The organism is Gimesia chilikensis (assembly GCF_007744075.1).
Lineage (GTDB): Bacteria > Planctomycetota > Planctomycetia > Planctomycetales > Planctomycetaceae > Gimesia > Gimesia chilikensis_A.
On record NZ_CP036266.1, the window covers coordinates 6,901,519 to 6,914,402 of the forward strand.

Genomic DNA, 12,884 nt, shown 5'->3' on the forward strand with positions numbered 1-12,884 from the left:
ATCAGAGGTCTGATTAAAACGAACTGGTATCCTGTTCGGTCGTCTGTAATACCGCAGGTAGAGCCAGCGGGAGTGCAATCACCATGCTGTAGGTATTGTTATAACCATTGATTTTTTCGTTCACAGACTCCAACGAAGTCTGTTGCAAATCGCTGCGAAAGCCGATTGTGACCCTGATTGCCTGCGGTACGGTCCCGTATTCAGTGCTGTCCCAGAGTTCGAGCCAGTCAGTGCCATCAAAATATTGAAACTGCAGACTGCTGATTTCCGGTGCCAGGAGTTCTGACTGTGACGCCATCTGCTCCAGATCCGCAGCCTGATCTGCCATGCTCATTGAGAGCCGGTCTCCTTCCAGACGAGCCACTCCCTGCACATCTTCACCGCCCCCAGAAGTATTCCGAAACTGATCGCCGGCGGCCCCTTGCAGTCCTCCGGCCCCCGCAACTGCCAGAAAGTAAGATACGGAAAGCAAATCACTACGGACGCTCGGCGCGGTGGTTGCTCCAGAATTCGAAGAGAGCAGGAGAGGCTGTCGGGCTGGTCTGCTGGTGTGGAGCACAAGAGACTGACTATCACCATACACGCCGATGTTTCCCGAAGTGTAGGCATCATCGGTACTGGTCACCTGGATTTCGACGGTTTCTGCTTCTTCGGTCTCTGAATCAGCAGAGCCTGTACCCTCCGTCTCTGCTTCTGCGGTCTCCAGTCGATAAGTCACGCAGTGCAGATCATGTGATATTTTCTGGAAGACGGCTCGCGCAATCTGAGCCTGTTCCACCTGGCGATGCCCAAGAGTTGTATATTTCCAGTAGAGATCCAGGGCGGAATAAATGGCGGCCAGCAGCAGACTGGTCAGCCCAATGGCCAGGATGACTTCGAGCAGGGTGAACCCGGGTAATTGTACCATGTGAACATGCTTGTGCGATGTGGAGCGTTTCATAGCTGCTCCTCCAGTGTCAGCTCTGAAGCTGACTCCACGGTGTTGGCTGCGTCGAGCAGCATTGCCGGATCTCGAATCTGTCGTGTCAGCTGATAGCTGGTCGTGACACTTTCTCCCGCACCGGAGTAGAGTACTCTGACTGTTAACTGCAGCATGTTCTCGTAGGCGCCAGGCTGGACATCCAGGCTCCACTTCCAGTTTTCTTCATCTTCATACGCAGCCAGAGAAACCGATTCCAGAGGCTGGGCTCCCGCCAGTACTTCCGCAAGTTTTGACTGGCATTTAAGTATTGCCTGTGTTCGCAACTGCGCCTGCACTGCTGCCCGGGAACCGATGCCAATCAACTGACTGAGGGCTGTGAGTGCGCCGAGGAAAATCGCCAGTGAGATTAAGACCTCGAGCAGGGTCAATCCGGCACGAGTGCGTTTTTGCGTTGGAATGCTGATCATGACGATTTCCCCTGTCCGTAGGAAACCGTGGTCGTCCCGGTAAGGCCGCGTAGTTGAATGCGGGCCACGGAACGTTTATCTTTCAGAACATCCTGATTCAAATCAAAGGCAGCCGTCCCATCCGGATAAAAGGTGATGGGGAAAGCCCCCTGCATCCAGTTCCAGTTTTTTGAATTTGGCAGGTTTGATAACCAGGCGTAGGGGACTGCCGCTTCCGTCACGACTGCGGAAGTTTCCTGGCTGAACTGGAATTCCTCGGGCAACCTCCCCGAGAGCACAGATTGACTGGTCGCGATGGTACTCGTATTGGCTCCAGAAGATGCCCCTCCCAGCAGTCCTTGATCGACGGGAACGACCAGATACTGCCGCCCTCCCGGTTCCAGAAAGACCTGATACATCACCCCCTGATCAATGGCCCGCACCCGGGCGGCAGCAAAGGCGGAATTCAGATCCAGCATGCTCTGTCGCAGCCGGTTGCTCGCGCTGATGCGCAACACAGCCGGCCAGACGACACTGACCAGAACCAGCAGCAGAGCCAGGACCAGCAGCATCTCGAGCAGCGTAAAAGCAGCTCGTCGTGAATGCTGTTTTCCTGGCTGGTACTGTCGGTAGATCACGTGGAATATCCTCTGGTAAAATCAGAGACTGGAGTGGGACAGAAACTATTCTGTCTGCTCCCAGTTATTAACATCATCGCCGGAACCGTTTTCATCCTGCTGATTGGGGCCCGAAGACCAGATGGCCGGCTTAGTGGACTGCGCTTTATTGTTCGGGTACTCGTAGTGGAACATCTGCCCCCAGGCATCCAGTGGCAGAGATTCAATGAAGGGTTCAGCAGCCTGACCATCCGAGCTGACGGGTTCGAGCAGCAGCTGTAACTGTTCCGGTCCGCCTTGAGGATATTCACCATTATTCTCGGCGGCATAGAGTTTGAATGCCTGTTCGAGATTATGGATACTGGCGCGGGTCGCTTTGATATTTGCTTTTTTCTGGCTTCCCAGCAGGTTGGGAACGACCATCGCAGCGATCACGAGAATAATGCCCAGCACGATCAGCATTTCGAGGAGGGTAAAACCACGCCGCTGTTGTCTGTTGTGAATCTTGATTTGTTTCATGTCTCCATCCTTTTTACTTTATACTTGTTCCAGAAGGGAATGTTCTGGGTTCTACCCGAGTAAGATAAAACCAATGACTTGTCACATATTATTATATTAAACCAGAGCTTTGGAAAACCGGTAAAAGTAATGCCAGCATCACAAAAACGACCACAGCTGCCATGATGAGCAGCATAAGTGGCTCCAGCATTCGCACAAACATATCCAGCTTGCGGTTGGTCTGGCGTTCCATGTTATCTGCGATATCGATCAACACCTGTTCCAGGTTGTTGGCTTCCTCACCAACGGCGATCATTTCGACGACTTCTTCCGGGAACTGACCACTTATGGCAAAAGGCTCAGCAATCGATTTTCCGGCAGAAATACTCTCTGCGGCTTCACCAATCGAATTACTGATGACTTTATTACCGGCGGCATCCTTGGCGATTCTCAGGGATTGCAGGATGGGGACGCCATTGGCCAGCAGGGTCCCGAGAATTCGGCAAAAACGGGCGATAGCCAGACTACGAACAATGGCTCCCAGGCCATAGGCATTCAACCGGAACTGATCGAATTTCATACGGCCTTCCGTTGTCTCGAGATATTTATAAACTGCGGCTCCCACGAAAACGATCGCAAAAAATATCAGAAACCAGTACGACTGCATAAAAGCACTGAAACCAAGCAAAGTTGTGGTTGCCCAGGGGAGGTCGCCTCGCTCAGACATCCGTTGAAAAATCGGTTCAAACTTGGGAACGAAGTAAACCAGCAGAAAGCTGACGATCACAGTTCCGAAGGTGGTCAGGAACGCGGGATAGATCATCGCACCGACTACCCGGTTTTTCAGTTCTTCCTGATGATCCGTGAAGCTGGCAATTCGCTTTAATACATCTTCCAGGAAGCTGCCTTCCTCGCCGGCACGTACCATACTCACAGCCAGTTCCGAAAAGACTTTGGGATGCTGCCCCATCGCGACTGCCAGCCGGGTTCCATCAGCAACTTCAGCGCGGACCTCTTCAAGTACCTGCTTGAGTGACGGGTTGGTCGATTGCCGGTTCAACAGTTCCAATGAGCGTAAGAGAGGCACCCCCGATTTGAGCAAGTCGGCCAGCTGTGTATAAAAAACAGACAGATAGCGGGCCCGAACCCGTTTACCAGACCGTCTCAGCTGCGCTTTCGCCGCATCTGCCAGATCGACTTTGACCGGAAACAGACTCTTGGCAGCCAGCGAATTCAGTGCATCCTGCTGATTGGCAGCAGAAAGCACACCGGTCACCTGGCGGCCTGTTGCTTCTCGTGCGATATACTGAAATTCGGGCATCTGACTGACTTCAATTACTTACTAACTGGACTCAACTCTTTTTGCTCTCTGCGGGAGTGCGAGTTAAATATCTCCCTTGGTGACCCGCAGGATCTCATCGATCGACGTGATTCCGGCGAGGACCTTTTCCCAACCGGCATCCCTTAAGGTCTGCCAGCCATTCTTTCGCGCGTAATCGCGAATCTGGCCTGAGCTGGCGTGTTCGGTACACAATTTTCGTATAACAGGATCATTTATGAGCAGTTCCAGGATACCAATACGCCCCGAGTATCCCATTTCTCTACAGTGTCGACACCCCACAGGTTCATAAATTTCCTGCATCCGTTCCAGGGGAAAGTCCGGGGGAATTTTATCCGGGTGAGGCTGATGTGGTCGTTTACAATGTTTACAGAGGACACGCACCAGACGCTGAGCCAGAACGGCTTCTACCGTACTGGCCACCAGGTATGCTTCCACTCCCATATCAACCAGACGGGTAAAAGCACCGGGTGAGTCGTTGGTGTGCAGCGTGCTGAAAACAAGGTGCCCGGTCAGCGATGCCTGAATGGCGCTGTTCGCAGTTTCTCCATCACGAATTTCCCCGATCAAAACTACATCCGGGTCGTGACGCAAAATACTTCTCAGTCCGGCTGCGAAAGTCAATCCGATGCGGGAATTCACCTGAATCTGGCTGATCCCTTCGCTGTGATACTCGACCGGATCTTCCACCGTGATGATTTTCGTTTCCGGACTTTTAATCTCGTTCAAAGCACTGTAAAGCGTCGAAGTTTTACCGCTACCCGTAGGTCCGGTCACCAGAATAATTCCGTGAGGCAGCTCGATCATTTCACGGAATGTAGACAGCATGTCCGCATTCAACCCCACATTATCCAGTCGGAAAACCATGCGTTCTTTGTCGAGCAGACGCAGTACGACGCCTTCGCCGTAAATCATGGGAATGATCGAAACACGCACATCGATTTCACGCCCCGTAACTCGTAGTTTGATGCGTCCGTCCTGGGGAAGTCGTTTTTCCGCGATATTCAGATGCGCCATGATTTTCAGACGCGTAATGATCGCTGAATAAAAATGATTGATCTCTGGTGGCACCGATTGCACCCGCAACAGACCATCCACACGATAACGGACCACCAGTCCGGTTTCGTGTGGTTCAATGTGCACGTCACTGGCCTGCTGCTGAAGCGCCTCCACGAGCAATTCGTTAACCAGACGAATCACCGAGGCGGTCTGTGCCATGTCGGCCAGTTCACCATGTTCCTCGGAGACTTCTTCCAGAAGTTCAACGCCGTCTTCAGCCGCTTTCTGAGAGACCAGTTCGTTGATGGTATCGCCGCCAACACCCAGGTTCTGCTTGATCAGATCGACGACGTCTTCATGCAACGCGAGCACAGGCTCCAGTACTTCACCACTGAGCGAGCTGAGTTCATCCAGGGCTTCGAAGTCAAACGGGTCGGCAGAAGCGACCAGCACGCGTCCATTTTCACGCTGTAAGGGGAGCAGGGAATGACGAAAGATCGGAGTTGCCGGAAACTGCGACAGCAGCTGGGTATCGACCTGATAGTCTTTGAGCTCGAAATATTTCATGCCCAATTCATCGGCGAACGCTTTGAGCAGATCCTCTTCAGAGGCGAGCCCCATATCCATTACCACGCGGTCCAGACGATGACCGTTCGCCGATTGCTGGGCTAACAGCAACTGGCGTTCGTCAAGGATGCCACGTCGTTGGAGAATATCACTGATTTCCATGGATTTGACCCGATGGGATAACGAACTTTTCAGGAGATGATTTCAGGTATGTTTATCGTCCACGGTTACGACCGAAACGGCTGCTACCACCACGGGAGCCCCCGTCGCTGCCGGGAAATCGGAAACCACGTGAGGACCGACCACCAAACGGTGAACTGGAAGAACCACGGCCCGAGTCACCACCACCCGGCGATGCGCCCCCCATGCGTTCCCGCATCCGTTGTTCGAAGAAACGTCGAATTTCTTCGCCACGATCGCTGGATCCGGAGGAGCTATCCGACTGGTTTGAGCTGGAGGGAGTTGGTTCCGTTGTTTTCTTACGCGAATCGCTGCCGGTGGTACTGACACTGACATTGGGGAGCAGAGAGGTTAAGGCATTCTGAATCAGGGCCGAGTTGCCGTTATTCAACGTGACAACACGCACTGACTTGCGAGACATTTGCGCGGAGTAATCAAGCTCGCGTACCAGAGATTCGATCTCCTGAAACAAAGAGTCATTTGCAGATACCAGTAACTGATTGGCGTTGGCATCCACACTGACGGCCAGCTTGGCTTCGGGAGGCTGTGCATTCTGTGAATTCTGAGATCCCCGACCGCCCATCATCGCAGCAAAGGGATTGCCGCCCCGAGAGTTATTCTGCTGCCGGGGTGCTTCCATATAGTCTTTGTAAAGCTCTTTGACGATATTCGCAACTTCTGTCGCAGACGCATATTCTACGGGGATAATGCCTGGAGAACGATCCCGCAATGAATCGGGTAGTTCAGAAGCATCCAGCACTTTGAGCATCTGTTCGACCGAACGCACCTTATCGGGAGGTCCTGTGACATACAGAGCATTGGAACGTGCCTCGGGGATAATGCGGAGTGTCTGCGGGCCCATACCCAGTGTGGACAGTCCAGTTGCATCCATCAGCCCGCCCCCAATCGAAGAGATCCCGCTGAACATCCCGGAATCACTGGAAGTATCGGAAACGGAACTGCTGGGAAAGAGACTTTCCAGCATCTTGGCTGTGGCAGTCGCATCAGCAGAACGGAGATAAAAAACCGTCCACTGATTTTTAGGAGGGATCGCCTGGGTCAAGGCATCGATCATTTTCTCCAGACGATCCAGAGCTTCCTGGTCGGTGGATGTGATAATCAGATTATCCCCGTTGGTGGAAACCGCGATCGGATTTTTCTTTGAAGAGTCTGCGGCTGCTTCAGGTGCTTTGTCTTCTGATTCGGTAGCAGGCTTTTCTGGCTCAGACTTTGCCTCTGTCTCAGTTTCAGTCTGTTGTTCGCTGGCTGTGAACAGGAACCGAGTCTGATCGGAGTCGGTTTTACGGTGTTGCTGCTTAATCGGTCGATCCAGCGGAGTGCTGATATTCCGTGATGGATTGCGAAAACCCCGGTTCCGGGTGGGGTTCTCATCTTCTCCCAATACACGTTCCCGAATCTGACTTTCCTGTGATGGAACAACAATGCGAATCGGGTTTTCATCACCCGACGAGGCTGACCAGAGCTTATCAATCAGTTGCATGATTTCACGTGAATCTCGACCTCCCAGAGGGATCGTGCGAATGGGACCACGATCTGAGTCATCCTGGGCTCTGCCAGTACCATCCTCCCCCAGTTGCGCCAGCAGGGCTTTGACCTGAATCACCTGATCCGGAGTTCCTCGAATCAACAGACGCCGCCCCAGAAGATCGGCTTCGATCGTGGGAGCATCGTTTCCATCCCGCAGAAACAGGGAGCGTAGGGTTGTGGTTGCGGAAAGGGGATCCAGCTTGCTCAGGTTGATGACTGAGACAGACTGACTGCCCCCTTCGCCATCCAACTGTCGGATCATTTCTTCGATCTCCTGGTGCTCCTTGGGAGTCGCCACGATGTGAATCTTGTTATTCCGACCATCTTCATTAACGACGACTCCCGGCATCATCGCATCCAGGGTCTTGGTGACTTCCCGTGAATCCGAAGAACTGACAGAGTAAACCCGCAGGTAAGGCTTATTTCCACCGGGGGCCAGCATGTTGCCTTCGTCGACATCAATCGATTTGATAATTTCTTCCGCCAGTTTAAGTTGGGCGGGTGTCGCAGTTACCAGCAGCCGATTAGTACGCGGGTCCGCTGTCACCTGTGTTGTCGAATCTTTTGTCGGCGTCTGAGGAGGTGGAGAACTGTCTCGACTGCTGCGACGTCGATAATCGTAGTAGCGTGAAGAAGAAGAGGACGAGCTGGCACTGACATTCTGGGTAGCAGAGGGCAGCCCGAACTGGCTGCGAACTATTTTCTCAGCCTCATTGGAATCAATAAACTTCAATTCAAACGCGCGGAATGCGAGATCGGTAGGACCGGCATTCGCAATGGCGCCTTCCAGCAGTTTTTTCACACGCTGCAGGTTGCTGCCGATATCGGTAACGATAATCGAATTGGCGGTTTTCAGTGCAACAGACTTCCCCTGCGGGCCCAGAATGGCCTGGACTTCTTTGGCGACTTGATCGATGTCGACCCCCTCCAGCTGGAAGCTCACGCTCATCAGTTCATTTTGGCCTCGCTGGGGTAACTCACTGGCATCGACAATGGGTACCAGGTTTGGTGGAATGCCGTTATCGATGTTCAGAACGACCAGGAACTGATTCCTTCGAACAATGACATACCCTTTCTGCAGCAGATATCCATTAATGATATCCAGCGCTTCGGTGGGAGTGTAAGAACCCTGATCGTAGTAGTTGAAGGTCCCCGGGGGCACATCGTTGAGATCGAGCGTATAGCCTGCGGACTCAGCAAACAACTTCAGGACATCGCCCCAGGGAGCGAAACGGAAGTTGAACGACATCTTGCCAACTTCACCCGGCTTTTTCGCAGGGACGGTTTTCTCATCCGCTTCGTTCTCACTCATTGCCACTGGTTTAGCACCGAATGAGATGCTGCGGTCTTCAGGCTTGAGCCCTTCCGGTTCAACGGGGATCTGCGGTCTTGGTCGCGGAGCAGCTCCGGGAGTACTGCTGACAGAGGGAGTCGCTCCCGGGGTGGCTGTGCTTTCGGCTGTGACCAGTACGGGACCGAGCATCTGCTTCCACTGAGACTTTTGATCTGGAGTCAGGACCGCCTCAATTTTCTGGTCGAACTCCTGCTGCACTTTTTCCCGTTCTTCCGAGGTAGCACGTCGCCCCAGATCCCGACGGGCATCCGAGCGCTGCTCTTCAAGTTCTTTGATCTTCGCCAACTGATCATCGGTCAGTTTGAGCTGTTTGCCTGTTTCGTCGTCGGTCAGCTGACGATATCCGTTTTCCTGCAGCTGTAGTTGTTTCAGACGTGCTGACTGCTTTTCATTCAGGAGCCCCCAGAGTTTGGCTTCGCCTTCCGTGCGCTGTTTTTCAAAGGAAGCACTCATTTCTTCGCGGACTTTGGTCCGCTCTTCGTCGGTCTGGGCATCCCGCATGCGGTTCATGAAGGGTTCCATCGACTCGCGACTGGGACGCATTGACTGGGCTGCTTCCTGGAGCTGTTTGATCTGATCTTCGGTGAGCTGGAGTTCTTTCTGAATCTCTTCCCGCGTCACCATGAAGCCAATCGCTCCGCGGAAGCCGCTAAAACCACCTCCGCCAAACCCACCGCGAAAACCGCCTCGGTCGCCTCCGAATCCACCTCTGCCACCAAAGCGACTTCGGTCACCGCCGAAGCCTCCGCGGTCCCGTCGGCCTCCAAAACCACCTCGGTCTTCAGAGTCACTGGAAGGTTCCTGGGCAAGAAGCACTGAGTGTACAGAATCTGAACACACAAATGTGACAGAGAGTACGCTAATCAGGAAGAACTGGAATTTCATTTTACGAGTCATATTTAATCACGATTCTGCGATAAAACGGCAAAGAAGTGCAAAAAAGATATTCTTTTGATCATTATGCTAGAACTGCAGAAAATCAATTACAAGATAAAAATTCGACTCAGTCAGTATCACCTTATACCCCAAGGAGTTATGGACCGTTTCAAGGATCCACTGATTCTCCCAGAATGAAGCGATCTTTTCTCCAGGGTCTGGTGTTTCTATGTTAGAGTCAGAAACGGGGTTATTACAGCTTATTTCAAAAGATGCGCAAATTCCCTGTCTCTGTTTATTAAACACGGTTTTTGACTCGAAAGACCGCTCTATTTCATGTGGAGCCAGAAAATGTTCCGGTTTGTCCGATATTTCGTTCCAGTTGTACTGCTGGTAACGTTCAGTGCTGATCTGTCATATGCGCAGCCTGGTGGAGACAGTCGCTCACGAGGGTTCATGTCCTTTCTGGATCGCAACCGCAATGGTGTCATCGAACCCGATGAATTCGATCGGATGCCGGGACGCTTTAAAGAGATGCTCGAATCAGCGGGTGTTGACACCTCCCGCAGCATGACAGCTCAGGAATATGAACGTGTCATGCCACGCGTGATGGAACAGATGCGGAGCCGTCGCGGATCTTTCGGCGGTGGTGACAGTGATGACCGACGTCGCTCCAGTTTTTCCCGCGGATCTGGAGGTCCCAGCTTTGGTGGTTCTGGTTTCGGCGGGCCGCCCAGTTCTTTTTCCCGTTCCCGGGGGGATGACGACGATGGCCGCGATGATGACTCGCGGGGCGGCTTTGATCGGGACTCCATGCGAGGACGCTACGGATCATTCCAATCAGATCGAGGTCGTGACGAGGGCGATTCACGCAGCCGCTCCAGCAGTTCACAAAAGGAACCCAGCAAACCGGTACGGACTACTGTGGATCTGAATTCGGATTTTGTACCCCATGATACCGACCAGGACGGGCAGATCGGACTTTATGAGTGGCGGATGAACAACCCCGGCAAGTTGTCAGAGTTCTTCTCCATGGACCTCAACGGTGACGGGTTTCTGACTCCGAAGGAAATTCAGCTCTCCAAAGCGGGTACTCCGCAGAGAAGTGCTGCCTCATTCATGTTCGCCTTGAATTCGGGACAATCAGGAACTTCCCAGCCAGCTCCACAAAAGTCCTCAGCGAGCACGACTCCTGCTTCAGCGTCCAAATCAGCAGAACAGCCTGCTCAGCCGACAGCAGAAACAAAACCTGTGGCCCCCAGTTCCGACCCGATGGTCAGTCAGGCAAATTACTTCTTTAAACTGCTGGATCGCGACAAAGACAATTCCATCTCGGCAGAAGAATGGAAGAAGAGCCGATCCATGCGACGCATGTTTGAGGAAGCCAGCATCGACCTGACTGTGACCATGTCGCAGGAACAGTTTGTCAAGCATTATATCGCCATCAAAAAAGATTGATCTGGCCGACAACGCTTGGATATCACTTCGATACCTTCAAGGTTTGGGCTGGGGTAAAGCGTCTCGCTTTTGTCCGCGTTCTCTGTTGCGTCGCGCACGCCGTTCCTGATTCCGGTCAAACTGTTTCCCGATGGAAACTCCCAGCAGCTTCAGATAGCCCTCGTCAAACTGGAAACGGGAGCGGACTCCGGTTTCAGTCGGTTGAGTTGTGATGAGCACCAGATCATTTTCTGAAGTGAAGATTCCGTCCAGGATTTTCATGATTTCACTATCGTTGATCTCCGCTTCTGAGAACAACTGCAACCAGGGCTTGATATGGAACTCGAACTGAAACGGAGCCGTCCGCTGAACCTTGCGTTCTTCGGGGGTTGCAGCATGGATCCGCTCGATCGCTTCATTCAGAGCGGCAACCGCGATCTCGGTTCCCATCGCAAACCAGATGACTTCAGAATCGGCGCCCACATATAACGAGGGGACACCGCCGAGGAATCGTCGCTGTCGATCATCGGCATTTTTAACATCAGGTTGTAACTGATGCAGGCCAATTCCCTGAACGGTTTCTGCGTTTGTGAAAATGCGGGCCTTATTATCAGGATTCTTCTCGACTCGATTGATCATATCGAGCAGAGCAGCCGGCAGGTTTGAAGACGGAGACACTTTAATGCCACCGATCAAGGCAAATTTCTTGGATGGGGTCGAAACCAGTTGCACAAAGGCATCAATGTGGCCTTTATTAACCTGAGATTTGACAGGGGCAAAGAACTGCTGAACGGAATTCGTCTGCTGGAGCCGCTCATCAGCAGTAAGCAGTTTTTCACTCAACTGTGTTTCAAAATAATTCAAATAATTGAGATAGGTTTTGCGATCGCGACGGGGCATGATGACGGAAACAGACGCCGCCAGCGGTAATGTTTCACGGGCTGTCACGACGCTGAAGTAACTGGCCTGGCCGGGCAGGTTTTTCATGCTGCGTGCCAGATCACTGTTGGGACGGGCCTTGATCAACAGATCGACAAATCCCTGCTTCTGTTCTTTATCGATATGGGCTCCGAGTGTCAGCTGCTGGGCTTCATTGAGAAAATATTCAATGTTCTCCAGGTTCTGCTTGCCCGACATTCTCCGCAGTTCGTAAGCCGCATTGGACTCACCATCCCGCTGTTGTAACTGTGTTTCGATTGCCGTGCGGAAAAAGCCCAGAAACGTGGTCCGCATCAGTTCTGGAATTGAACTCATATCAAGTTGTGCAGCCGCATCGAATTGAGTCGTCAGCTGCTGATATTGTTGGGCTGGATCTTTGAACTGATGTGTTTCAAAAACTTCCAGATCGAGCGACGCCTCTCCCCGCTGATGAAACTGATGAGCATATTTATCTTCGATGCGAAAGTAAAAGGCGCTGTTGCCCGCTTCGACTACATACAAGCCTTCCTCGCGGGGCAGACGCTCTTCTGCATTCATGAAACCGGGCAGAATACTCTGAAAAGTTTCAATGAAGGAACTGATTTTCGAGACGGGATAATAAGGGATAAAAACCGGCTGAGGCAGCAGACCTGTTTTCAGGTATAATTCGAAACCCAGATTGCGATTCTGATCGAGGCCCTCCAGGTCGTTCACATTTGCCAGTGAGGCTGAAGCGATCTCAGCAATTTCAGGTCGCTCTGCCAGTTCAAAAATGAAGTCGATATCCTGCAGGATCCGCTCCACACTGGCAACATTCACCACGATGACAGGTTTGGGCAACAGAGCTTCGACAGACTGACTTTTTTTCTCTGGCTCCTCGTCCTTTTTTTTCTGGTCCGACTCCTGTGCCTGTAATGAGCCGCAACAGAACAGGGCCATCAGTAAGGTCAGACTAAACACGCAGCGCCAGCCGAATTGTCGTTGAGTAAAGTTCGGAGCAGAATATGGAAAAATCATACGATCCCTTTTCACAGACGTGAGTTTCATCAGATTACTTCAAAAGCCCGACCCATCGCCCGCAAGATCTGATTGCATTTAGAGACCGGCACAGCCACTGATTTTATGCCATATTCTGTGCCAGAGAAGCCGGGGCGAGACAGGCCTGCTGTCGCGCTATCATCCT

At 52.4% G+C, this 12,884-nt stretch carries 9 protein-coding genes; 1 reads left to right on the top strand and 8 read right to left on the bottom strand.

Annotated elements, in window-relative coordinates; all coding sequences use genetic code 11:
- Positions 1-13 precede the first annotated feature (13 nt).
- The 7 genes from HG66A1_RS26100 to HG66A1_RS26130 form a co-directional block, all read right to left on the bottom strand.
- Positions 14-940 carry a prepilin-type N-terminal cleavage/methylation domain-containing protein gene (locus HG66A1_RS26100; RefSeq protein ID WP_145191170.1) on the bottom strand — a complete coding sequence of 309 codons (927 nt, stop codon included), beginning with the start codon at positions 938-940 and terminating at the stop codon, positions 14-16.
- Entirely contained in the window at positions 937-1,389 is a 453-nt protein-coding gene (locus HG66A1_RS26105) for a prepilin-type N-terminal cleavage/methylation domain-containing protein (protein WP_145191173.1), read from the bottom strand. Before HG66A1_RS26105 ends, HG66A1_RS26100 begins: the two co-directional genes overlap by 4 nt.
- A complete protein-coding gene (locus tag HG66A1_RS26110; RefSeq protein ID WP_197996810.1) occupies positions 1,386-2,006 on the bottom strand; it encodes a prepilin-type N-terminal cleavage/methylation domain-containing protein in 621 nt (206 codons plus the stop codon). The genes HG66A1_RS26105 and HG66A1_RS26110 overlap by 4 nt, the downstream gene beginning before the upstream one ends.
- 45 nt (positions 2,007-2,051) lie before the next feature.
- Positions 2,052-2,504 (bottom strand): type II secretion system protein GspG, encoded by a 453-nt coding sequence (locus HG66A1_RS26115; RefSeq protein ID WP_145191179.1) that lies wholly within the window; start codon positions 2,502-2,504, stop codon positions 2,052-2,054.
- A gap of 91 nt (positions 2,505-2,595) precedes the next feature.
- On the bottom strand, positions 2,596-3,804 hold the full coding sequence (locus HG66A1_RS26120; protein WP_145191182.1) for a type II secretion system F family protein: 1,209 nt from the start codon (positions 3,802-3,804) through the stop codon (positions 2,596-2,598).
- 63 nt (positions 3,805-3,867) lie between these two features.
- Positions 3,868-5,550, bottom strand: coding sequence for a GspE/PulE family protein (locus HG66A1_RS26125; RefSeq protein WP_145191185.1), 1,683 nt, complete (start codon positions 5,548-5,550; stop codon positions 3,868-3,870).
- Positions 5,551-5,602: 52 nt separating this feature from the next.
- A complete protein-coding gene (locus tag HG66A1_RS26130; protein ID WP_145191188.1) occupies positions 5,603-9,286 on the bottom strand; it encodes a secretin N-terminal domain-containing protein in 3,684 nt (1,227 codons plus the stop codon).
- A 516-nt stretch (positions 9,287-9,802) separates the two neighbouring features.
- Between HG66A1_RS26130 and HG66A1_RS26135 the strand changes: the two genes are divergently transcribed.
- Positions 9,803-10,804: a hypothetical protein gene (locus tag HG66A1_RS26135; protein ID WP_197996811.1), complete on the top strand. Its 1,002-nt coding sequence runs from the start codon at positions 9,803-9,805 to the stop codon at positions 10,802-10,804.
- Between the two features lie 36 nt (positions 10,805-10,840).
- Here HG66A1_RS26135 and HG66A1_RS26140 read toward each other — a convergent pair whose 3' ends face one another.
- Positions 10,841-12,718 (bottom strand): hypothetical protein, encoded by a 1,878-nt coding sequence (locus HG66A1_RS26140; RefSeq protein ID WP_145191194.1) that lies wholly within the window; start codon positions 12,716-12,718, stop codon positions 10,841-10,843.
- Between the last annotated feature and the right edge of the window lie 166 nt (positions 12,719-12,884).

Coding starts and splice junctions, on each gene's coding strand:
- HG66A1_RS26135 (WP_197996811.1), top strand. CDS start 9,803: ATGTCCTTTCTGGATCGCAACCGCAATGGTGTCATCGAACCCGATGAA.
- HG66A1_RS26120 (WP_145191182.1), bottom strand. CDS start 3,804: ATGCCCGAATTTCAGTATATCGCACGAGAAGCAACAGGCCGCCAGGTG.
- HG66A1_RS26125 (WP_145191185.1), bottom strand. CDS start 5,550: ATGGAAATCAGTGATATTCTCCAACGACGTGGCATCCTTGACGAACGC.
- HG66A1_RS26100 (WP_145191170.1), bottom strand. CDS start 940: ATGAAACGCTCCACATCGCACAAGCATGTTCACATGGTACAATTACCC.
- HG66A1_RS26115 (WP_145191179.1), bottom strand. CDS start 2,504: ATGAAACAAATCAAGATTCACAACAGACAACAGCGGCGTGGTTTTACC.
- HG66A1_RS26140 (WP_145191194.1), bottom strand. CDS start 12,718: ATGATTTTTCCATATTCTGCTCCGAACTTTACTCAACGACAATTCGGC.
- HG66A1_RS26105 (WP_145191173.1), bottom strand. CDS start 1,389: ATGATCAGCATTCCAACGCAAAAACGCACTCGTGCCGGATTGACCCTG.